19 protein-coding genes are annotated in these 20,086 nt (G+C 70.7%); 16 read left to right on the top strand and 3 right to left on the bottom strand.

Annotated features, from left to right (window positions below; genetic code table 11):
* Nucleotides 1-57 precede the first annotated feature (57 nt).
* On the bottom strand, nucleotides 58-567 hold the full coding sequence (locus AB8810_RS12040; protein WP_191824280.1) for a cytochrome b: 510 nt from the start codon (nucleotides 565-567) through the stop codon (nucleotides 58-60).
* A gap of 346 nt (nucleotides 568-913) precedes the next feature.
* Between AB8810_RS12040 and AB8810_RS12035 the strand changes: the two genes are divergently transcribed.
* The 15 genes from AB8810_RS12035 to AB8810_RS11965 all read left to right on the top strand — a co-directional run bounded on the left by AB8810_RS12035 (nucleotide 914) and on the right by AB8810_RS11965 (nucleotide 15,930).
* Entirely contained in the window at nucleotides 914-1,330 is a 417-nt protein-coding gene (locus AB8810_RS12035) for an FdtA/QdtA family cupin domain-containing protein (RefSeq protein ID WP_004425725.1), read from the top strand.
* Between the two features lie 4 nt (nucleotides 1,331-1,334).
* Nucleotides 1,335-2,000 carry an acetyltransferase gene (locus AB8810_RS12030; RefSeq protein WP_179564647.1) on the top strand — a complete coding sequence of 222 codons (666 nt, stop codon included), beginning with the start codon at nucleotides 1,335-1,337 and terminating at the stop codon, nucleotides 1,998-2,000.
* Nucleotides 2,001-2,004: 4 nt separating this feature from the next.
* On the top strand, nucleotides 2,005-2,964 hold the full coding sequence (locus AB8810_RS12025) for a hypothetical protein (protein ID WP_369916574.1): 960 nt from the start codon (nucleotides 2,005-2,007) through the stop codon (nucleotides 2,962-2,964).
* Complete coding sequence (locus tag AB8810_RS12020; RefSeq protein ID WP_369916573.1) at nucleotides 2,951-3,886, top strand: GNAT family N-acetyltransferase; 936 nt, start codon at nucleotides 2,951-2,953, stop codon at nucleotides 3,884-3,886. Before AB8810_RS12025 ends, AB8810_RS12020 begins: the two co-directional genes overlap by 14 nt.
* Nucleotides 3,883-4,998, top strand: a complete 1,116-nt coding sequence (locus AB8810_RS12015; RefSeq protein ID WP_369916572.1) for a DegT/DnrJ/EryC1/StrS family aminotransferase — start codon at nucleotides 3,883-3,885, stop codon at nucleotides 4,996-4,998. Before AB8810_RS12020 ends, AB8810_RS12015 begins: the two co-directional genes overlap by 4 nt.
* Nucleotides 4,995-6,248 (top strand): O-antigen translocase, encoded by a 1,254-nt coding sequence (locus AB8810_RS12010; RefSeq protein ID WP_369916571.1) that lies wholly within the window; start codon nucleotides 4,995-4,997, stop codon nucleotides 6,246-6,248. Before AB8810_RS12015 ends, AB8810_RS12010 begins: the two co-directional genes overlap by 4 nt.
* A complete protein-coding gene (locus AB8810_RS12005) occupies nucleotides 6,248-7,189 on the top strand; it encodes a glycosyltransferase (protein ID WP_206229005.1) in 942 nt (313 codons plus the stop codon). The genes AB8810_RS12010 and AB8810_RS12005 overlap by 1 nt, the downstream gene beginning before the upstream one ends.
* Nucleotides 7,186-8,370 carry a hypothetical protein gene (locus AB8810_RS12000; RefSeq protein ID WP_369916570.1) on the top strand — a complete coding sequence of 395 codons (1,185 nt, stop codon included), beginning with the start codon at nucleotides 7,186-7,188 and terminating at the stop codon, nucleotides 8,368-8,370. The genes AB8810_RS12005 and AB8810_RS12000 overlap by 4 nt, the downstream gene beginning before the upstream one ends.
* Nucleotides 8,367-9,224 carry a Wzz/FepE/Etk N-terminal domain-containing protein gene (locus AB8810_RS11995; RefSeq protein ID WP_369916569.1) on the top strand — a complete coding sequence of 286 codons (858 nt, stop codon included), beginning with the start codon at nucleotides 8,367-8,369 and terminating at the stop codon, nucleotides 9,222-9,224. Before AB8810_RS12000 ends, AB8810_RS11995 begins: the two co-directional genes overlap by 4 nt.
* Nucleotides 9,225-9,362: 138 nt before the next feature.
* A complete protein-coding gene (locus tag AB8810_RS11990) occupies nucleotides 9,363-10,211 on the top strand; it encodes a class I SAM-dependent methyltransferase (RefSeq protein ID WP_179564663.1) in 849 nt (282 codons plus the stop codon).
* Between the two features lie 3 nt (nucleotides 10,212-10,214).
* Nucleotides 10,215-11,447 (top strand): amidohydrolase family protein, encoded by a 1,233-nt coding sequence (locus AB8810_RS11985; protein WP_369916568.1) that lies wholly within the window; start codon nucleotides 10,215-10,217, stop codon nucleotides 11,445-11,447.
* On the top strand, nucleotides 11,444-12,142 hold the full coding sequence (locus AB8810_RS11980; protein WP_369916566.1) for a class I SAM-dependent methyltransferase: 699 nt from the start codon (nucleotides 11,444-11,446) through the stop codon (nucleotides 12,140-12,142). The genes AB8810_RS11985 and AB8810_RS11980 overlap by 4 nt, the downstream gene beginning before the upstream one ends.
* 23 nt (nucleotides 12,143-12,165) lie before the next feature.
* Nucleotides 12,166-13,677: a B12-binding domain-containing radical SAM protein gene (locus tag AB8810_RS11975; protein WP_206228999.1), complete on the top strand. Its 1,512-nt coding sequence runs from the start codon at nucleotides 12,166-12,168 to the stop codon at nucleotides 13,675-13,677.
* A 25-nt stretch (nucleotides 13,678-13,702) separates the two neighbouring features.
* On the top strand, nucleotides 13,703-14,827 hold the full coding sequence (locus tag AB8810_RS11970; RefSeq protein WP_369916565.1) for a glycosyltransferase family 4 protein: 1,125 nt from the start codon (nucleotides 13,703-13,705) through the stop codon (nucleotides 14,825-14,827).
* The gene (locus tag AB8810_RS11965) at nucleotides 14,824-15,930 is read left to right on the top strand and encodes a glycosyltransferase family 4 protein (protein ID WP_191824201.1); all 1,107 of its coding nucleotides are present in this window, start codon (nucleotides 14,824-14,826) and stop codon (nucleotides 15,928-15,930) included. Before AB8810_RS11970 ends, AB8810_RS11965 begins: the two co-directional genes overlap by 4 nt.
* A 96-nt stretch (nucleotides 15,931-16,026) precedes the next feature.
* On the opposite strand, the gene AB8810_RS11960 is transcribed toward AB8810_RS11965, so the two are convergent.
* Both AB8810_RS11960 and AB8810_RS11955 read right to left on the bottom strand, forming a co-directional pair.
* Nucleotides 16,027-17,307: a nucleotidyltransferase family protein gene (locus tag AB8810_RS11960; RefSeq protein WP_372530503.1), complete on the bottom strand. Its 1,281-nt coding sequence runs from the start codon at nucleotides 17,305-17,307 to the stop codon at nucleotides 16,027-16,029.
* On the bottom strand, nucleotides 17,304-18,800 hold the full coding sequence (locus AB8810_RS11955) for a radical SAM protein (RefSeq protein WP_372530502.1): 1,497 nt from the start codon (nucleotides 18,798-18,800) through the stop codon (nucleotides 17,304-17,306). The genes AB8810_RS11960 and AB8810_RS11955 overlap by 4 nt, the downstream gene beginning before the upstream one ends.
* A 202-nt stretch (nucleotides 18,801-19,002) precedes the next feature.
* Here AB8810_RS11955 and AB8810_RS11950 point away from each other — a divergent pair, with 202 nt between their 5' ends.
* Nucleotides 19,003-20,061 carry a serine kinase gene (locus AB8810_RS11950; RefSeq protein WP_372530501.1) on the top strand — a complete coding sequence of 353 codons (1,059 nt, stop codon included), beginning with the start codon at nucleotides 19,003-19,005 and terminating at the stop codon, nucleotides 20,059-20,061.
* Nucleotides 20,062-20,086: the final 25 nt, after the last annotated feature.

Genomic DNA, 20,086 nt, shown 5'->3' with positions numbered 1-20,086 from the left:
ATGGGTCCTTGAGCGGGTCGGCGCGGCGGCGGACGAGGGAAGGGCGTAAAGCACGGTTCAGCCGCGGCGCAAGCGCAGCATTCGCCGCAGGGTGTCGTCGCGGCGCACGAAGTGGTGCCATAGCGCGGCCCCGATATGCAGCAGGATCAGGCCGAGCAGCGCCCAGGCGGCATACACGTGCCAAGCGCCGAGCGTGTCGGCCAGATCCGGATCGGGGGCGACCAGCTCCGGCAGCGTGGCGGCGAACAGATGCACCGGCTTGCCCATGGACTGGCTCAGCGCCCAGCCCAGCACCGGCAGGGTCAGCAGCAGCGCGTACATGACCACGTGGGTGAGCCCGGCAAGCGCACGCAGCAGCGGCGAGGCGGCATCGGGGTCGTGGCGTTTGCCCAGGCGCAGGCGCAGCGCCACGCGCAGGAAGAACAGGCCGAGCACGAACAGGCCGAAATGCCGATGTCCCTCCAGCAACCACTGGCGCACGGCGCGGCCCTCGACCTCTTCGCGCAGCAGGATCAGGCCCGCCGCCAGCACCAGGCACAGCACGGTGAGCCAGTGCAGCAGCACCATCGGCCGCGGCAACCCTGCAGCGGCGGATGCGGGTGGCGAATGCGCCGCCGCGTCGGAGAGAGAGGTGCCGTCGTCGGCCTGCGTGGATGAAGTCATGGTGGCGTGCCCTGTCCAGGTCGTGTCGATGGAATGCGCGCTGCCGTTCGCGGCGTCGTGCTGCGCCACCGGCGGGCAGCGCAACGGCTGGCGCAGTGGTGGTCGCAGATGGGTGCCGGGGGCGCGGCAAAAGGTTGCGTCGGCGTGGCGGCCGCGTTCGGATCGCGCTGCGATGGCATGGCGCAACCTTTCCGCAGGCCGGCGGCACTCAGCCTGGTAACTCCGCGTCGGAGTCCGTGTCGGACACACTATGGCAATCGAACGAATCCAGTTGCGTACGCACGGCGACGAGCGCGGTCTGCTCGTGGCCCTGGAGCAGCAACGCGACGTGCCCTTCGACATCCGGCGCGTGTACTACCTGTTCGCCACCAAGCACGGCGTGCACCGCGGCCAGCACGCGCACCGCCATCTGAATCAATTGGCGGTGGCGCTGCATGGCTCGGTATCGTTCCTGCTCGACGACGGCAGCGGGCCGGTGCAGGTGGTGCTCGACGACCCCTGCCAGGGCCTGCTGCTCGGCAGCATGGTGTGGCGCGACCTGTACGACTTCAGCGCCGACTGCGTGCTGATGGTGCTGGCCGACCAGGCCTACGATCCGGCCGACTACATCCTCGACTACGACGAGTTCCTGCGCGAAGCCGCGGGCGAACGCAGGCAGGAGGCGTAGGGCCATGGCGAAACCGCTGGTCATCATCGGTGCGGGCGAACTGGCGCAGATCGCCTGCGAGTACTTCAGCCACGACAGCGACTACGAGGTGCTGGCCTTCAGCGCCGAGCGCGCCTACATCGCCGCGCCGACCCTGGCCGAACGGCCGGTGGTGGCGTACGAGGAGCTGGAACGGCTGTACCCGCCAGGCGAGGTCGAGGCGTTCGTGGCGATTCCCGCCAGCGGCCTCAACCGCCTGCGCACGCGGTTCTTCCTCGACGCCAAGCGCCGCGGCTATCGCCTGGCCAGCTACGTCAGTTCGCGCGCCTTCGTCTGGCGCAATGCGCAGCTGGGCGAGAACTGCTTCGTGTTCGAAGGCAATGTGGTGCAGCCGTTCACCCGCATCGGCGACAACTGCATCCTGTGGAGCGGCAACCACGTCGGCCACCGCACGGTGATCCACGACCATGTGTTCGTCGCCTCGCATGCGGTGATTTCCGGCTACTGCGAGATCGGCCAGAGCAGTTTCGTCGGGGTCAATGCCACCTTCAGCGACGGGGTCAAGGTCGCCGCGGACAACGTGATCGGCGCCGGCGCGCTGGTCACCCGCGACACCGAGCCGGGCCGGGTCTACGTCGGCGCGCCGGCGCGCGCGGTGGCCGGCAAGTCCAGCTTCGACGTGACGCTCTGACGCCATGTTCGACTGGAGCAAACGCGGCCTGGCGTTCGCCACCGCACGCGACGGCGTCGGCGGCTGGATGCGGCATTCGGCGTTGACGCCGACCCCGCATCGCCTGGATGCCGAGCTGATCCGCATCTACGCCGGCTTCCGCGACGACGCCGGGATCAGCCGCATCGGCTACGTCGACGTGCGCGGCGACGACCCGACCCGGGTGGTGCGAGTCAGCGCCACGCCGGTGCTGGATATCGGCCGCGACGGCTGCTTCGACGACAACGGCATGATCCTCGGCGACGTGGTCTCCGCGCCGGACGGGCTGTACATGTTCTATGTCGGTTTCCAGCGCGTGGCCAAGGCCAAGTTCCTGGCCTTCACCGGGCTGGCGGTGTCCAGCGACGGCGGCGAGACGTTCCAGCGGCGCCAGGACACGCCACTGCTGGACCGCGCGCCCGGGCGCAGCACCATTGCCGCGGTGCATTCGGCACGCTACGAGGACGGCCGCTGGCGGCTGTGGTACGCGGTCGGCGACGATTGGGAATGGATCGACGGCACGCCGTTCCCGCGCTACCACATCCGCTACGCCGAGACCGACGACCTGCAGGCGATCCCGTGCCAGGACACGCCGTGCCTGCAACCGCAGGGCAGCGAATACCGCATCGGCCGCCCGCGCGTGTATCGCCACCAGGGCGGCTACCTGATGTACTTCACCCGCGGCAACGTCGATGGGGCGTATTTCCCCGGCGTGGCGCGCAGCGCCGACGGCCGCCACTGGCAGCGTTGCGACGACACATTCGGTTTGGCGCTTTCGCCCGGCGGCTGGGACGCGCGCACGCTGAGCTATCCGGCGCTGATCCGGCACCGCGACCGCGTGCTGATGTTCTACAACGGCAACGACATGGGCCGCGACGGCTTCGGCGTGGCGGTGGCGCCGCTTGCGCAGGGTGCGGGCGAGGGGAGCGGCGATGTATTCGGTTAGGCCGTACCGCGCCGAGGATGCGCCGGCCTGGGACGCGTTGATCGCCGAATCCCGCAACGGCAACCTGCTGCACCGGCGCGGCTACATGGACTACCACGCCGAGCGCTTCGTCGACGCCTCGCTGCTGGTCGAACGCGGCGGTGCGCTGCTTGCTGTGTTCCCAGCCAACCTCGAGGGCACGCGCGTGGTCAGCCATGCCGGGCTGAGCTATGCCGGGCTGCTGTCCGCGCATGGGCTGCGCGCGGCGGCGACGCTGGACGTGTTCGAGCAGATCGCCGCGCATTACCGCGCCCGCGGCGTGCGCGAACTGCTGTACAAGGCGGTGCCGCACCTGTTCCATGCCACGCCCGCGGAAGAGGATCTTTACGCCTTGCATCGGCTCGGTGCGCGCCTGCAGCGCCGCGACCTGTCTTCGGCGATCGCCTTGCGCGAGCCGCTGCGCTTCGCCGCCGAACGGCGGCGCTCGGTCGGCAAGGCGCGCAAGGCCGGCCTGCGCGTGCAGCGCAGCGACGATCCGGCGCCGTTCCATGCGCTGCTGAGCGAGGTGCTGCAGCGCCACGGCGCCACGCCCACCCACAGCCTGCAGGAACTGCGCCTGTTGTGCGGGCGCTTCCCGGAACACCTGGTGCTGTACGAAGTGCGTGATGGCGAGACGCTGCTGGCCGGCACGCTGCTGTACGACTTCGGCCGCGTAGTGCACACCCAGTACCTGGCCTGCTCCGAGCAGGGCCGGCGCGTGGACGCGCTGAGCCTGCTGCTGGCCGAGCTGATCGAAGACCGCTACGCGCAGCGCGACTACTTCAGCCTCGGCATTTCCACCGAGCAGCAGGGCCAGGTGCTCAACGACGGCCTGGTCACGCAGAAGGAGCGCTTCGGCGCGCGCGGCGTGGTCCACGATTTCTACGCCTGGGACCTGCGATGAGCGTGCCGTTCCTGGACCTGCGCGCGCTCAACGCCCGCTACGTCGACGAACTGAAGGCCGCGGCTGCACGGGTCATCGACTCGGGCTGGTACGTGCTGGGCGCGGAACTGGACGCGTTCGAGCGCGAATTCGCCGGCTATTGCGGCACCGAACATGCGATCGGCGTGGGCAACGGCATGGACGCGCTGACCCTGATCCTGCGCGGCTACCGCGAACTGGGCCGGCTGCGCGACGGCGACGAGGTGATCGTACCGGGCAACACCTTCATCGCCAGCTTCCTGGCGATCAGCGAGAACCGGCTGCTGCCGGTGCCGGTGGAGCCGGATCCGGTCAGCTTCAACCTGGACCCGGCCAGCGTGGAACGCGCGATCGGCCCGCGTACGCGGGCGATCATGGCGGTGCACCTGTACGGCCAGCTGGCGGACATGGCGGCGCTGCGAACGCTGGCGCGACAGCATGGCCTGCTGCTGATCGAGGACGCGGCGCAGGCGCACGGCGCGCGCCGGCACGGGCGCCACGCCGGCAGTTTCGGCGACGCCGCCGGGTTCAGTTTCTTCCCCGGCAAGAACCTGGGCGCGCTCGGCGACGGCGGCGCGGTGACGACCGACGATGCCGCGCTGGCCGCGCAGATCCGGATGCTGCGCAACTACGGTTCGGACATCAAGTACCGGCACCTGGTGCAAGGCGTGAACTCGCGCCTGGACGAAATGCAGGCGGCGTTGCTGCGGGTCAAGCTGAACTACCTGGATGCCGACATCGCCTTGCGCCGCGATGTGGCGCGGCGCTACCGCGCAGGCATCGTGCATCCGCAGCTGCAGTTGCCGCAGGTGGCCGACGATGCGGCCCACGCCTGGCATCTGTTCGTGGTGCGTTGCGCCCGCCGCGACGCGCTGCAGCGCCATCTGCTTGCCAGCGGCATCCACTGCCTGGTGCACTATCCTCAGCCGCCGCACCGGCAGCCGGCCTATGCCGCACTGAGCGGACTCAGCCTGCCGCTATGCGAGCAGTTGCATCGCGAGGTGCTGAGCCTGCCGATCGGGCCGACCCTGGACGCGGATGCGGTGGAACAGGTGATCGCAGCCTGCCTGGAATTCGAGGCGGTGGCGGCATGAACGTGCTGCGCAGCGGCCTGTACAGCGGCGCGGCCACCGCGGCCAAGCTGCTGGCCGCATTGCTGGTGCTCAAGCTGGTCGCCGTCTACGCGGGGCCGGCCGGCGTGGCCCGGCTCGGCCAGTTCACCAGCCTGATGTCGCTGCTGGCGGTGCTGGCCGGCGGCGGCATCGGTGCGGGCATCGTCAAGTACGTGGCCGAGTACCGCGACGATGCGCAGACACTGGCGCGGCTGCTCGGTGCGGCGCTGGGCTATGCGTGCTGCGCCGCGTGCGTGATGGGCGTGCTCGCGCTGCTGTTCAGCCGCCAGATCGCGCAACGCCTGCTCGGCGATCCGCAGTACCAGAGCCTGATCTGCGTGCTGGCCGTGGCCCAGCTCGGCATCGCCCTGGTCAACTACATCCTGGCCGTGGTCAACGGCTTCATGGACGTGCGCCGGCTGGCCTTCATCCAGGTCGCCGGCTCGGTGCTCAGCGTGCTGGTGGTGCTGTGGCTGTCGCGCTGGCTGCAGTTGTACGGCGCGCTGCTGGCGCTGGTCGCCGGGCAGGTGCTGTGGCTGTGCGCCGGCCTGCCGGCGTTGCGGCGCAGCCCGTACTTCCGCCACGACATGCTGCGCATCCGCTTCGATGCGGAAATGACCCGGCGCCTGGCCGCGTTCTCGGTGATGACGCTGACCTCGGCGCTGCTGCCGCTGCTGGTCAACATCGGCGTGCGCGACCATCTGGCCGAGACCTTCGGCTGGCAGCAGGTCGGCTACTGGCAGGCGGTGAGCAAGGTCTCCGAGGCCTACCTGCTGTTCTTCACCACCGCGATCAACGTCTATTACCTGCCCAAGCTGGCGGCGTTGCGCGATCGCGCCGGGCTGCTGCTGGAATTGCGCACCGCCTACCGTTACGTGCTGCCGGCGGTGATCGCCCTGGCCGCGGCGATCTACCTGTGCCGCGACTGGCTCACCCGGCTGCTGTTCGCCGCCGATTTCGCCGCCGCCGCGCCGCTGTACGCGCCGCAGCTGGTCGGCGACGTGATCAAGATCGCCTCGTTCGTGCTGTCGTACCTGATGCTGGCCAAGGCGATGACGCGGCTGTTCGTGATCTCCGAATGCGTGTTCGCCGCCAGCTATCTGGGGTTGGTCTATCTGTTCACCGCGCGCATGGGCCTGATCGGGGCGGCCTACGCATTCGCAGTCAACTATGCGCTGTACCTGGCGTTCAACGTCGTGGTGGTGCGGCGCTATCTGGGAGGGTTGCGCTGATGGCCGAGCTTGGACCGCATCACGACGTGCCGCTGGTGTCCGTGCTGGTGCCGGCGTACAACCACGAACGCTTCGTGCAGCGCTGCCTGGACAGCGTGCTGGAAGATCCGTATCCGAACAAGGAACTGGTGATCGTCGACGACGGCTCCAGCGACGCCACCGCCGCGCGCATCGCCGAGTGGATCGCGCTGCACGGACAGCGCCTACCGGTGCGGTTCTGGCCGCGCGAGAACCGCGGCATCGCCGCCACGCTGAACCACCTGGTGGCGATGGCCAGCGGCGAGTTCCTGCGCCTGGGCGCCAGCGACGACTATCTGCTGCCGGGCGGTCTGGCCGCGCAGGTCGCCTATCTGCGCGCCTCGCCGGAGAAGACCGCGGTGATCGGCGATGCGGTCGTGGTCGACGCGGACGGGCGCCTGCTGCACCAGAGCAGCATGCGCGACCTGCACGGCGTGGACAAACGCCTGTACCTGAGCGACGCCGGCATCCGCCGCGCGGTGATCCGCCACTGGGCGGTGAGCGGGGCGGTGGCCCTGGTGCGGCGCAGCGCGCTGCAGGCGCGCGTGGCCTGGGACGAAGAGCTGCACATCGAGGACTGGGACTTCTTCCTGCGCCTGGTCGCGCGCGACGCGCTGGGCTTCATCGACGTCGGCGTCTGCGCCTACCGGCTGCACGGCGCCAACGCCAGCAGGACCCGGCACCTGCCCAGCCGCCTGGCCAATCTGACCGAGTCGCGGCAGGTGGCGCTGCGCCGCGCCGCGCTGTTCGATCCTCCATGCCGCACGCTGCTGCATGCGCAGGCGCACTACATCGCGGCCAAGATCGCGTTCCTGCGGCGGCAGCCGGCGGCGCTGGGCGGTCACCTGCTGGCGCATGCCTGGCTGTCGCTGCTGGCACGCCTGCGGCCGGCCGCAGCGGCACCGCTGGCGGAGCGCGCATGAAGCGCCTGTTGCGCCTGCCGTCGAGCTATTTCGGCCTGCCGTTGCTGTTCAGTTGCGCGCTGACCCTGCTCAGCTTCGATCTGCCGCCCGGCTATTCCGCCGGCATCGCCTTGCTGGCCGCCGCGGCCGCCGCGACGCTGCTGCTGGATGCGCTGCACGGCATCCGCCTGCCGTCGCTGGTCGCGTTTCGCGCGCGCCGCTATGCCGGCACGCGCGAGGCCTTCGTCGCGCTGTGCCTGGCCGCGCTGGTGGGCGTGTTCTGCGTGCTGGACCTGGCGCTGTTCCCGATCCCGCTGTTCACCAATCCCTCCGCGTATGCCGACCTGACGCCGCTGCATTCGCACGTGCGGCACCTGTCCAACATGTGCTGGATCCTGCCGCCGATCGCGCTGCTGTGCGTGCGCGACAAGACACTGCGCAACGCGATGATCGTCGCCGGCTTCGTGTTCCCGGTGCTGGTGATCGACCGCAACCGCATCTTCGCCGCCTTGTTCAGCTTCGCGCTGCTCCTGTTGCTGCGGCGCGATCCGGCGCGGCCGGTGCCGTGGAAGGCCATCGTGGCGTTGCTGGTCGCCGGCGGCGCGGCGTTCTCGCTGCTGGGCACGCTGCGTTCGGGGTCGCTGGATTCGGTGACGCTGCCGTTCGGCGCGCTGTACCGCGCCGCGCCGCAAGGCATCAAGTGGCTGCTGCTGTACATCGGCGCCGGCCCGTACAACTTCGGCGCGATGCTGGCCAAGGACTACGTCAACGCCAGCTTCCTGGTCAACCAGCTGGTGCCGCTGAGCGGCTCGATCGCCACCGCCGGCACCGGCATTCCGCTGGATGCGCCGAACATCAACGTCGGCACCGAATTCTTCCCGTTCCTGCTCGCCGGCGGCGCCGGCGCCGCGCTGGCCGCGATGCTGGCGCTGTACGCGGCGCTGCTGTGGAGCGTGCGCCTGCTCGGCAGCACGGTGTCGCTGTTCAACCTGCTGGTGTTCCTGCGCATCGCCTACGCCTGCCTGATGTCGCCGTTCGCGCCGCAGGCCTTCACCTGGACCAACGCCGGCTTCATCGCGCTGTGCCTGGTCCTGCACGCCTGCAGCGCGCTGCTGCCGAACCGCCGCGCGGCGCTGACGGCGCCGGGCGGGGCGGGGCAGGCGCCGTCGCCACCTTTTTCTCCGGGAAGTGCCTTGCCATGAAAGAAGACGAAATCTACCTGATCGACCTGTGGCGGATCCTGCGGCGCGAGTGGAGATGGTGCGTGCTGCCGCTGCTCGCCGCGCTGGCGCTGGCGTTCGCCTTCCTGCATGGCGCCACGCGCCAGTGGCAGGCCACCGCGTGGGTGCAGGTCGGCGAATTCGGCCCGACCCCGGCCGGGCGCGATCCCAAGCTGGAGCCGTTCCAGCGCGTGATCGAGCGGATCAAGACTCGGCTGTTCCAGGACCAGGTGCTGCAGAGCCTGGGCCTGCCGTTGAACGGGCGCGAGGCCGCGCTGTACCGCAGCAGCCTGAAGCTGGACCCGGATCCCTACGCCAACCTGATCGAATTGAGCCTGCGTGCCGATTCGGCGCAGCAGGCGCGCGCCCTGGCCACGGCGACCACGGCGCAGCTGCAGGCACTGCACCGGCGCATCCAGGCCGTGCCGATGCAGCAGACGCGCGAACGCCTGCAGGACATCGGCAGCGAGCTCGCCGCGACCCAGGCCGAGCGCGCGCGCCTGCTGCAACAGCAGGCCGAGGGCAAGGGCAGCGTCGAGCAGCAATTGCTCGGCAACATGCTGCTGTCGGAGAAGAACGCGACCATCCGCAGCCTGAAGTCCGAGCGCGACGACCTGCTCGCCCGGCTCGGCGCACGCTATACCTACGACACCTCCGCGCCATGGGCCGCCTACGTGCCCGAACGCCCCGCATTTCCCAATCCGGTGCTGGTGCTGGCGGTGGGGCTGATGCTGGGCGTCGGGCTTGGCGTGTTCGCCGCGATCGTCCGCAACGCGCTGCGGCGCCGGCAGGCCGCACGCGTGCCGCAGCCTGTGCCGGCTGGCAGCAGCGCATAAGCGCGAAGACCACCGACGCCGCTCACGGCGATTCAACCAAACCGCCCGCCACCCGCACTCACTGGCATACCGTGCGATCCGCGCTTGCGGCCGGCACGGCAATTCCCGACGACGACGGCAGGCGAGTGGAGAGTGGATGTGACTGCGAATGGCAAGCCCGGCGCCGCTGCGCGCGCGGCGACGATCGATCCGGCGCTGCTGCTGGAGACCCAGCGCGCCTTCGATAGCGTCGCCGCCGACTACGACGGCCCGCGCGGCAACAACGAGCTGATCCAGCGCATGCGCACCACCTTGTGGGACACGGTGGCCGCGCAGTTGCCGATTGGCGCTCGGCTGATCGACCTGGGCTGCGGCACCGGCCTGGACGCCCACGAGTTCGCGCAACGCGGCTATCGCGTGCTGGCCACCGACTGGTCGCCGCAGATGGTGGCGCGCACCCGGCAGCGGGCGCAGGACCCGGCGCTGCAGGGGCGGCTCAGCGCGGCGCACGTCGGCATCCAGCAACTTGACCGCCTCGACGGCGAGTTCGACGGCATGTATTCCAACTTCGGCCCGCTGAACTGCGCGCCGGACCTGCCCGCGGTCGCCGCCGAATGCGCGCGCCTGCTGCGCCGCGACGGGCGCCTGGTGTTTTCGGTGATCGGCCGCTTGTGCCCGTGGGAAGTGGGCCACTACGCGCTGCGCGGGCGCTTCCGCCGCGCCGCGGTGCGTGGCGCGCGCGGGGTCACCGCGGTGGGCATGAACGGGCACACCATCTGGACCTGGTACTACCTGCCGCGCGAGTTCTACCGCGCCTTCTCCGCGCATTTCGAACTGGACTCCTACCGCGCGCTCAGCCTGTGCCTGCCGCCGCCGTACCTAGTCGACCACTACCGGCGGCACCCGCGCTGGGGCGAGCGCCTGGGCCGGCTCGACGACCGCATCGGCGGCTGGCCGCTGCTGCGCGACATGGGCGATCACTTCCTGATCGTGATGCGAAAGCGCTGACCGATGCGCACGCCTTCCGCTGCTGCCGAGATCTGCCTGCACGGCGCGCGCCTGGCCACGCCGGCCGGCGCGATACGCGCGTCCCTGGGGTTGCGCGGCGCACGCATCGCCGCTGCGCCGGCCACTGCGGCGTACCGGGTCGCGCTGCATGGGCACCTGGTGTTTCCGGGATTGCTCAATGCGCACGAGCACCTGCAGGTCAACGCGGTGCCGCCGTTGCCGCAGGCCGCGCCGTTCGCCAACAGCTACGCGTGGATCGAGGCGTTCGCCGCGCATTTCCGCGATCCCGCCGTCGCCGCCGCGCTGCAACTGCCGAAAGCGCTGCGCCTGCGCCACGGCGCGCTGAAGAACCTGCTCGCCGGCGTCACCTGCGTCGCTCACCACGATCCGTGGCATGCCGAACTGGACGCGGCGGACTTCCCGGTCGCGCTGCTGCGCGAGTTCGGCTGGAGCTACGCCTTGCACGGCCCCGACTACGGCCCGCCGCTGGCGCAGAGCTTCGCCGCGACCGCCGCCGACCGCCCGTGGATGATCCACCTGGCCGAGGGCACCGATGCGGTCGCCGCTGGCGAACTGGCCGAGCTCGACCGGCGCGGCTGCCTGGCCGCCAACAGCGTGCTGATCCACGGGGTCGGCCTCGGCGCGGCCGACATCGAGCGCGTGCTCGCCTGCGGCGCCGCCGTGGTGTGGTGCCCGTCGAGCAACCTGACGCTGTTGGGGCGCACGCTGGATCCACGCCGTCTGTACGCGGGCGGGCGCCTGGCGCTGGGCAGCGATTCGCGCCTGAGCGGTGCGCGCGACCTGCTCGAGGAACTGCAGGTGGCCACCGCCAACGGCCTGGATGCCGGACAGGCGCTCGCACTGGCGACCACCGCCGCGGCGCGCATCCTGCGCCTGCCCGGACGCGGCAGTCTCGCGGTCGGCAGCGCCGCGGACCTGCTGATCGTCGGCGACCGCGGCGGCGATCCGGCGCATAGCCTGGTCGGGCTGGCACGCAGCGAACTGCGTGCGGTAGTGCGCGATGGCCGCCCGCGCATCGCCGATCCCGATTTCGCCGACTGGTTCGAGGCCACCGGCGTGGCGGCGGTGCCGGTCACGCTGGACGGCGTGCCGAAGCTGCTGGCCGCGGAACTGGCCGACCCCGCATTGCTCGCGCTCGAACCCGGGCTGGAGCTGCAAGGCGGCGCTGCGCTTCGCACGATCGCGCCGTCCGCGCTGCAGGCGCGCCGCGCATGAGCGCCGTGCCGATCCTGGATCCGGTCCAGGCCTATGCGTTGTGGGCGGCGAGCTACCCGGCGCACGCCCACAACCCGGTGATGCAGGCCGAGCAGCGCGCCATGCTGGCGCTGTTGCCGCCCGCGCTGCACGGCCAGCGCGTGCTCGATGCCGGCTGCGGCAGCGGACGTTATCTGCTGCATGCGTTGGAGCGTCATGCCGCGCACGCCACCGGCGTGGACCTGTCGCCGCAGATGCTTGGCCGCGCCGCACGCGAACTGGATGCGGCCGGCGCCGGCAATCGCTACACGCTGTGCGAAGGCAGCCTGGACGCGCTGCCGGTGGCCGATGCCGACGCCGACCTGAGCATCTGTGCCCTGGTCGTCGGGCATCTGCCGCGACTGCTGCCGGCGCTGGCCGAACTGCGCCGCGCCACCCGCCCGGGCGGCAGCGTGCTGTGCAGCGACGTGCACCCGATCGGCCACGCACTGGGCTGGAAGCGCGATTTCAAGGCCGCTGGCCAGCGCTACGCGGTGCGCCATACCCAGCACCTCTACAGCCACTGGCATGCGGCCTGCGCCGCGCTCGGGCTGGCGATCGAGGCGGTGCGCGAACCGATGCTCGACCTTGCCGACATTCCCGCCGGCGCGCACTTCGATCCTGCCGCGCTGCAGGTCCCGGTGGCGCTGGTGTTCCGGCTGCGGCGCCTGCCGTGAGCCTCGCCCTGCGGTCTCCTGCCATGCCTTCCACACCGAACACGCTGCTGGTCAATCCGACCATCACCTCGCGCGGCAACGCCCGCTTCCCGCTGGCGCTGCTGAACCTGGCCGCGGCACTGGACCGCCGCGGCGACAGCCGCATCATCGACGGCAACGTCGATCGCGGCTTCATCGACAGCGCGCTGCAGGCGTTGCAGCAACAACGCTACGACGCGGTCGGCATCAGCGTCATGGGCGGGCCGCAGATCGCGCCGTCGATCGCGCTGTCCACCGCGATCCGCGAGCGCTTCCCGGCCATGCCGATCGTCTGGGGCGGCTATTTCCCGACCCTGTACACCGACACCGCGTTGAGCGCGCCGTACGTGGACTACGCGATCCGCGCGCAGGGCGAGGACACCCTGCCGGAACTGGTCGCCGCGTTGCGCGGCGAAGGCCCCGGCCTGGCGCAGATCGACGGCCTGTCGTGGAAACAGGACGGTGCGATCGTGCACAACCGCAATCGCGGTTTCAGCCGCGGCGAGGCGGCGCCGGCGCTGCCGTACGACAAGCTCGGCGATCCGCGCCACTATCTCGGCCGCAGTTTCCTCGGCCGCCGCACCGCTTCGCACCAGGCCGCGCTGGGCTGCCGTTTCCGCTGCACCTTCTGCGGCGTGGCGGCGATGTTCGGCGGCGCCACCGCGCTGCCTACCGCGGCGCGGCTGGAACGCGAGCTGCGCTATCTGAAAGAGGAACTGGGCGCCGATTCGATCCAGTTCTTCGACCACAACTTCTTCGACCGCGAGGCGGAGATGATCCCGCTGCTGGAGGTCATGGCCAAGCTGGAGATGCCGTGGTGGTGCTATGCGCGCGCCGACGCGCTGCTCAACCTGTCCGAGAGCACCTGGAAGCTGGTGCGCAAGAGCCGGCTGCGCATGGCCTACATCGGCGCCGAATCGCCGAGCGGGGCGATGCTCAAGGAAATCCGCAAGGGCACGCGCCCGGACCAGACCCTGGAGGTGGCCGAGCTGTGCCGGCGCAACGGGGTGATCCCGGAACTGTCGTTCATGGTCGCGCCGCCGCAGGACACCGTGCACGAGACCGAGCAGACCTTCGAGTTCATCCGCGAGCTCAAGCGGATCAATCCGCAATCGGAAATCATCGTCTACGTATACACGCCGCTGCCGGAGGCCAGCCGCCACGAGAAGGACCGCGGCAAGCGCGCGTCGATGCCGCTGCGCGACCTGCACGGCGCGCCGGTGGTGTTCCCGCGCACGCCCGAGGAATGGACCCAGCCGCAATGGGTGGACTATGCCTGCCATGCCGACGCGCCCTGGCTCGACGACGCGCTGCGCCAGCGCATCCGCGACTTCGTCACCGTGCTGGGCTGCCGCTATCCCACCGCGCAGGACCTGCGCTCGCCGCGCTGGGCCAAGCGCGGCTTGAGCGCGATGGCGGCGTGGCGCTACCGCTACCGGCGCTACGACCGGCCGTGGGAACTGAACCTGGCCAATTGGCTGGTGCGCCTGCGCCGGCCGCAGGTCTCCGGCATCTAGCGAGTCGCCCCCCAGCGGAAACCCCATGCACGTCGCCCAGATCAATTTCGTCCGCACGCCGCCGGGACTGGCGCCGGCGCAGGTGTTCGCGCACTGGCCGTCGCTGGCCGACATCTCCGAAGCGGTGGCCAGCGCCGGTACCCGGGTGTCGGTGATCCAGGCCGCCGACGTATCGGAGCAGTTGCTGCGCAACGGCGTGGAATATCACTTCACCGATCCGGGCAATGCTGGCACCAGCAGCCGGGCGCGGCGCATCGCCGGCATCGTGCACGCGATCGGTGCCGACGTGGTCCACGTGCACGGCCTGGAGTTCGCGCGCGAGGCCTGCGCGATGGCGCGGCAGTTGCCGCAGGTGCCGATCCTGCTGCAGGACCACGCCAATCGCCCGCCGCGCTGGTGGCGCCGTTCGCAGTGGCGGCAGTGGTACGCGGCCGCAGCGGGAATTGCCTTCACCTCGCTGGATCTGGCGCGAACGTTCGTGCATGCCGGTCTGTTCGCGCCGTCCACCCGCCTGTTCGCGATCCCCGAATCCAGCTGTCGCTTCACCCCCGGCGATCGGGATCAGGCGCGGCGCGAGAGCGGCCTGCATGGCGCGCCCTGCGTGCTGTGGGTAGGGCACCTGAGCGCCGGCAAGGATCCGTTGACCGTGCTCGACGGCGTGGCCCGCGCCGCCGCGCGGCTGCCCGGACTGCAGCTGTTCTGCGCGTTCGGCAGCGCGCCGTTGCTGGAAGCGGTCGAGCAACGCGTGCAGCGGGACTCGCGTCTGCGCGGGCGCGTGCATCTGCTGGGCAAGGTCGACCACGCGCAGGTGCAGACGCTGATGCGCGCGGCGGATCTGTTCGTGTCGGGCAGCCTGGCCGAAAGCTGCGGCTACGCGGCGCTGGAAGCGTTCGCCTGCGGCACGCTGCCGGTGCTGACCGACATCCCGTCGTTCCGCGCGCTCACCGACTGCGGCCGCGTCGGCGAACTGTGGCCGTGTGGCGATGCCGGGCTGCTCGCCGAAGCGCTGGTGCATGCCGCCAGCGAACGGCCTTCGCCGGCGCAGGTCCGGGCCCATTTCGATGCGCAGCTGTCGTTCGCGGCGGTGGGCCGGCGCTGGTCGCGCGCCTATGCGCAGCTGCTGGAGCAAGCCGCGCGGAGCGACGCATGAAGCTGGCGCTGGTGGTGCCCGGCGGAGTCGATCGCAGCGGCGAGTACCGGGTGATCCCGGTGCTGCTGACCCTGATCGAACGCCTGGCGCGCAGCCACGAGGTGCATGTGTTCGTGCTGCACCAGGAGCCTGCGCCGGCGTGCTGGGAGTTGCTCGGCGCGCGCATCCACAACATCGGCGACGGCCGCACCCGCCTGCGCGCGGTCGCCGCGATCCGCGCCGAGCATCGGCGGGCACCGTTCGACCTGGTGCAATCGATCTTCTCCGGCCACTGCAGCCTGATCGCGGTGGCCGCCGCGCGCTTGCTGCGGCGGCCGAGCCTGGTGCACATCGCCGGCGGCGAACTGGTCGCGCTGCATGCCATCGGCTATGGCGGGCGGCGCAAATGGCAAGGGCGGCTGCGCGAGGCGCTGGTGCTGCGGCTGGCGGACGCGGTCACCGCGGCCAGCGCGCCGATCGTCGAGGCAGTGCAGGCGCTGGGCATCGCCGCCGAACGCGTGCCGCTGGGCGTGGACCTGCGCGCCTGGCCGCAGCGCGCGCCGCGCCGGCGCGGTGGCGGCACGGCGCAGCTGTTGCACGTCGCCAGCCTCAACCGGGTCAAGGACCAGCCGACGCTGCTGCGCGCACTGGCGGCACTGGCACGTGCCGGGGTCGCGTTCCGGATCGATATCGTCGGCGTGGACACGCTCGACGGCGAGATGCAGCGCCTGGTCGCGCAACTGGGACTGTCGCAGCAGGTGCGCTTTCTCGGTTTCAAGACCCAGCGCGAACTGCGCCCGCTGGTGGAGGCCGCCGATCTGCTGGTGCTGTCGTCGCTGCACGAGGCCGGGCCGATGGTGCTGCTGGAAGCGGCGGTGGCCGGCGTGCCCACCGTCGGCACCGGGGTAGGGCACCTGCTGGAATGGGCGCCGTCGGCGGCGTTGGCGGTGCCGACCGGCGACTGGGCCGGCCTGGCCGAAGCCTTGCGCCAGGTCCTGGCCGACGACGAACTGCGCCTGCGCCTGGCCTGGTCCGCGCAGTGCCGCGCGGTGCGCGAGGATGCCGAGCACACCGTGCGCAGCTTCGGCGCGATCTACCGCCGGCTGTGCCCGGCGCGCGCGTGAACATAACGTTTTCCCTGTAGGAGCGGCTTCAGCCGCGACAGCGTTTCCGGCACTGCCTGTCGCGGCTGAAGCCGCTCCTACAGGTAGCTACGTAGCTCAACGCGCCGCCGCATATCCCTGCAGCGCACTGCGCACCGCATACAGCGTATCCATCCGCGGCACCGGCCGCAGCAGGCGCAGCAGCACACGCCGGCGCTGCGGCAGGGCGACCCAGGATTGGCCCTGCAGCCACAGCTGGGTGCGGATCATGTCCGCGCGTTCCTGCCGGCTTTCCTGCGAAGGCTGCAGCCGCTGCCGCAGATAGCGTACGACCTCGCCGAGCGAGCGCGCCCACTCGATCCCGGGCAGCGCCGGCAGCCACAGCTGCGAGCACGAGGCGCGGGTCAGGTCCAGCCGCCGCGCGACCAGCCGCAGCAGCGGCGGACACTGCGCGCGCAGCTGCGCCAGCACCGTCTTCGGAATCGCCGTGCGGTAATAGCGCAGCACCAGCTGCAACGGCGGCAACGCCCACCACGCCGCGCCATCGGCGGCGTCGCACAGCACCCGCCAGTCCTTGCCGCTCATCCGCGTGGCCAGCAGCGAGATGTCGTGCAGATGCATCAAGCGCAGGCTGCGGCTGCAGATGCCGCCGGCCGCATGCAGCAGCAGATGGCTCATCAGCGCGCCGTTGGACGGGTAGGGGTTCAGCCCCGGGCGGCGGTCGCGCGGGAATATCCGCTCGCTGATATCGACCGTGGCCAGCGGCAGCCGCTCCTGGATGCGCAGGTGCAGCTCGATGTTGATCGGGGTGTCGCGATGCTCGCCCAGGCTGGCGACGGAGTGCGCCTGCGCGGGGCGGAAGGTCTGGTGCTTCCACTGCGCGAACTCGGCCACGTAGCCGAGCTCTTCCAGCAGCGCACCCACCTGTGCCGCATCTTCGGCGCGCACCAGCAGGTCGATGTCGGCCATCGGCCGGTCGCCAGGCAGGTACAGGCCTTGTGCGTGCAAGGCCGCGCCCTTCAGCGGCACGATCGCCACGCCGGCGGCCTGCGCCAGCGCATCGAGCCGCTCCAGCAGCGCGGCGATGCGCCGGTAGCGGTGGGCGACGTGCTCGCGCTGCTCGGCCAGGAACGCGCTCCAGTCGCGATCGGGCCATACCGACAGCCGGCTCAGCAACGGCCCGATGCCGTGCGCGGCGGCCGCCGCCGCGGCCAGCTGCCATTGCAGCCGGTCCCATTGCGGCATCGCGTTGCCCGGCCGCGCCAGCTCGCGCGCCAGGGTTTCGGTCGCCAGCCGCAACCCGGTTCCGACATGCTTCAACGCAGGTTGCGTCGCACGCTCGGCAAAGGGGTCGGCGGAGGAGGGCGCATGCGCTTGCGGCGTCGCCTGCGCGGTCATTGGCGTTGCACCAGCGGGATGCGGCGGTCGGAGGCCGTGGCTGCGGCCGGCAGGGCGGCGTCGGTCCGGTGCCGGCCTTCGCTGGCGATCAATGCGTCCCACTGCGCATCCAATGCCACCCAGTCCTGCGCGTAGTCCTGCGGCGGCCGCGTGGCCTCGCTGCGCTGCAGGTCCACCTGCCGGTGCAGCAGATCGCGCACCCGCCGGTAGAACTCCGAGTCGTAGGCGCCATGGAACATCATCGCCAGGTCGTCGCTGTCCTGCCAATGGGTCTTGCGGCCGAGCTGGTTCTTCACCTGCTGGTAGAACTTGGTTCCGGGCAGCGGGTAGGACACGCTGACGCCGATGTCGTCCGGACGCGCCTTCGCCACCAGCGCACGGGTGGCGAGGATGTCGTCCAGTTGCTCGTCCAGGTAGCCGAGCTGCAGGAAGAAACCGACGCGGATGCCGTGCGCGCCCAGGCGCTGGCGGGCGGCGATCACGTCCTCCACCGCGGTGCCCTTGGTCATCTTGTCGAGGATGCGCTGGCTGCCGCTTTCCGCGCCGATCCACGCTTCCGCGCAGCCGGCGCGGGCCAGCGCGGCGGCCATGCGCTCGCTGCCGAGATCGGCGCGGGTCTGGATGGTGAACGGGATCGAGCCATCGGCGGCGGCCAGCACCGCGGCGAATTCTTCCACCCACTCGATGTGGAAGCCGAAGATGTCGTCGGCCATCCAGATATGGTCGGGGGCGAAGGCACGCTTGAGATGGATCATTTCCGCGGCCACTTCCGGCGCGCTGCGACGCTTGTAGTGGTTGCCCCAGATCGGCTTGGCGCACCAGTTGCAGCGGAACGGGCAGCCGCGCGAGGCGGCCATGTTCAGGCTGAAATAGCCGTGCCGCTGCAGCCACAGGCGCCGGTAGCGCTCGATATCGACCAGGTCCCAGGCGGCCAGCCCGGACAGGCGCGGATCCGGCGGCCGCGCGCCGATCTGCGCGCGCTTGAGCTGCGGCAGCGCAGCGGTGGCGACATCGGCCACGTCCGCCACCCAGGCCGCGGCATCGATGTCGGGCGTTCGCTGCAGCCGCTCGACCAGTTCCAGCAGCGGCGCGATGCCTTCGCCGATCAGCACCGCGTGCGCGCCGGCGGCCAGGAACGCTTCGGGGTGGTCCGACGCGTCGGAGCCGGCCACGATCACCCGGCTGCCGCCGGCACGCGCCTCGGCGATCATCCGGCAAGCGGCCTCGCGCATCCGGCTCAGGCACATCTTGGTCAGGAAATTGAAGTTGTCCTCGTAGAACACCACCAGGTCCGGCTGTGCCGCGCGCAGCGAGCCCTGGTAGTCCTCCACGCCGTCGGCCAGCATCGCGTCGAACAGCGTCACCTCGTGCCCGTGCCGGCGCAGCAGCGTGGCCACCTGCAGTGTGGCCAGCGGCGGATACGGCTTTCCGCGCTCCCATTGCTTGGGGTCGTAGCGCAGGAAATAGGAGTGGCTGACCTGGATCTTTGGCATCGGCGGAAGGGTCTCGTTCGGCGCCGGCAACGGATGCCGCGGCGCATGCAGCAGTGGCCGCGCACAGGTGGCCGTGCCGTAAGTGCCGCCGGCGCCGTCTTTGGTTGTGCACGCCGCGCAGGCGCGTCGTCGCGCATGACCCGCGCAACCTTTCCTGCCGCTGCACGCACTCACGCGCATCGACCCCACGGACCCATCCCCGATGCAGCTCTCGACCATGCGCACGCAACGCTGGGAGCCTGCGGCCAGCACTGCCGCAACGCAGGCTGGCGTCGCCGCCGATCCGTTTCACGACCGGCTGCGGCGCGACCACGTGCTCAGCAAGCAATTGCTGGGCGGTCGCTTCCGCTTCGAAAGCAACAGCGAGGCCTTGCTGCAGTTGGTCGAAGCGGCGTTCGGCGGCGTACCGCCGCACCAGTTGCCGGAGGCGGCCGACTTTCATATCGAACTGAACCTGGTCGCGCGCCACGACGCCCCCTATGTCTTCGCGCTGCAGCCGCCGCCGGTGCAGACCCATTCCGGCGCCGGCGTACTGTGCGGGGTCATCGACGCCGACAACTACATGGTGCTGATGCCGGACCAGGGCAGGGCGCTGCTGGTGGTGTCGGAGGACATGCTCGCCCATCCCTACCATGTGCGCTACGAACTGATCGAGTTCGCGGTGTTCGTGCTGGCGGCGCGCGCGATGCGCCTGGTGCCGCTGCACGGCGCCTGCGTCGGCGCCGGCGGGCGCGGCGTGCTGCTGCTCGGCGCCAGCGGTGCGGGCAAGTCCACGCTGGCCCTGCACAGCCTGCTGCGCGGCCTGGAATTCCTCGCAGAGGACGCGTTGTTCGTCGAACCGCAGCGCATGCTCGCCACCGGCATCGGCAATTTCCTGCACCTGCGGCCGGATCTGCTGCGACTGGTCGACGCGCGGACCCGCGCCTGGATCGCCGCCGCGCCGACGATCCGGCGCCGCAGCGGCGCGGTCAAGCACGAAGTCGATATCCGCAACGGTCGCGCCTGCCTTGCGCCCGCGCCGTTGCAGCTGGCCGGCGCGGTGTTCGTCTCCAGCACGGTCGCCGCTGATCCGCAGCAGCTGTTGCGGCCCATCGCCGAGCCCGAGGTGCTCGAGCGCCTGACCGCCGACCAGCCGTACGCTGCCGCGCAACCGGGATGGCCGCTGTTCGCACGCCAGTTGCAGCGACTGGGCGTGCACGAACTGCAACGCGGCACGCATCCTGATGCTTCGGTCGACGCCGTGCTGCAGTTGCTGCGATGAGTGCGGCGACGACGAACGCATGCCG

It is taken from the genome of Xanthomonas sp. NCPPB 3005, assembly GCF_041228095.2.
Taxonomy (GTDB): Bacteria; Pseudomonadota; Gammaproteobacteria; order Xanthomonadales; family Xanthomonadaceae; genus Xanthomonas_A; species Xanthomonas_A bonasiae.
Note: the sequence above shows the minus strand (reverse complement) of the source record. Positions and strands in the feature narration are given on the sequence as shown.

What these genes read in the sequence shown, in the direction of transcription:
- AB8810_RS12040 (WP_191824280.1), bottom strand. Translation starts at nt 567, where the DNA reads ATGGTGCTGCTGCACTGGCTCACCGTGCTGTGCCTGGTGCTGGCGGCG.
- AB8810_RS12035 (WP_004425725.1), top strand. Translation starts at nt 914, where the DNA reads ATGGCAATCGAACGAATCCAGTTGCGTACGCACGGCGACGAGCGCGGT.
- AB8810_RS12030 (WP_179564647.1), top strand. Translation starts at nt 1,335, where the DNA reads ATGGCGAAACCGCTGGTCATCATCGGTGCGGGCGAACTGGCGCAGATC.
- AB8810_RS12025 (WP_369916574.1), top strand. Translation starts at nt 2,005, where the DNA reads ATGTTCGACTGGAGCAAACGCGGCCTGGCGTTCGCCACCGCACGCGAC.
- AB8810_RS12020 (WP_369916573.1), top strand. Translation starts at nt 2,951, where the DNA reads ATGTATTCGGTTAGGCCGTACCGCGCCGAGGATGCGCCGGCCTGGGAC.
- AB8810_RS12015 (WP_369916572.1), top strand. Translation starts at nt 3,883, where the DNA reads ATGAGCGTGCCGTTCCTGGACCTGCGCGCGCTCAACGCCCGCTACGTC.
- AB8810_RS12010 (WP_369916571.1), top strand. Translation starts at nt 4,995, where the DNA reads ATGAACGTGCTGCGCAGCGGCCTGTACAGCGGCGCGGCCACCGCGGCC.
- AB8810_RS12005 (WP_206229005.1), top strand. Translation starts at nt 6,248, where the DNA reads ATGGCCGAGCTTGGACCGCATCACGACGTGCCGCTGGTGTCCGTGCTG.
- AB8810_RS12000 (WP_369916570.1), top strand. Translation starts at nt 7,186, where the DNA reads ATGAAGCGCCTGTTGCGCCTGCCGTCGAGCTATTTCGGCCTGCCGTTG.
- AB8810_RS11995 (WP_369916569.1), top strand. Translation starts at nt 8,367, where the DNA reads ATGAAAGAAGACGAAATCTACCTGATCGACCTGTGGCGGATCCTGCGG.
- AB8810_RS11985 (WP_369916568.1), top strand. Translation starts at nt 10,215, where the DNA reads ATGCGCACGCCTTCCGCTGCTGCCGAGATCTGCCTGCACGGCGCGCGC.
- AB8810_RS11980 (WP_369916566.1), top strand. Translation starts at nt 11,444, where the DNA reads ATGAGCGCCGTGCCGATCCTGGATCCGGTCCAGGCCTATGCGTTGTGG.
- AB8810_RS11975 (WP_206228999.1), top strand. Translation starts at nt 12,166, where the DNA reads ATGCCTTCCACACCGAACACGCTGCTGGTCAATCCGACCATCACCTCG.
- AB8810_RS11970 (WP_369916565.1), top strand. Translation starts at nt 13,703, where the DNA reads ATGCACGTCGCCCAGATCAATTTCGTCCGCACGCCGCCGGGACTGGCG.
- AB8810_RS11965 (WP_191824201.1), top strand. Translation starts at nt 14,824, where the DNA reads ATGAAGCTGGCGCTGGTGGTGCCCGGCGGAGTCGATCGCAGCGGCGAG.
- AB8810_RS11960 (WP_372530503.1), bottom strand. Translation starts at nt 17,307, where the DNA reads ATGACCGCGCAGGCGACGCCGCAAGCGCATGCGCCCTCCTCCGCCGAC.
- AB8810_RS11955 (WP_372530502.1), bottom strand. Translation starts at nt 18,800, where the DNA reads ATGCCAAAGATCCAGGTCAGCCACTCCTATTTCCTGCGCTACGACCCC.
- AB8810_RS11950 (WP_372530501.1), top strand. Translation starts at nt 19,003, where the DNA reads ATGCAGCTCTCGACCATGCGCACGCAACGCTGGGAGCCTGCGGCCAGC.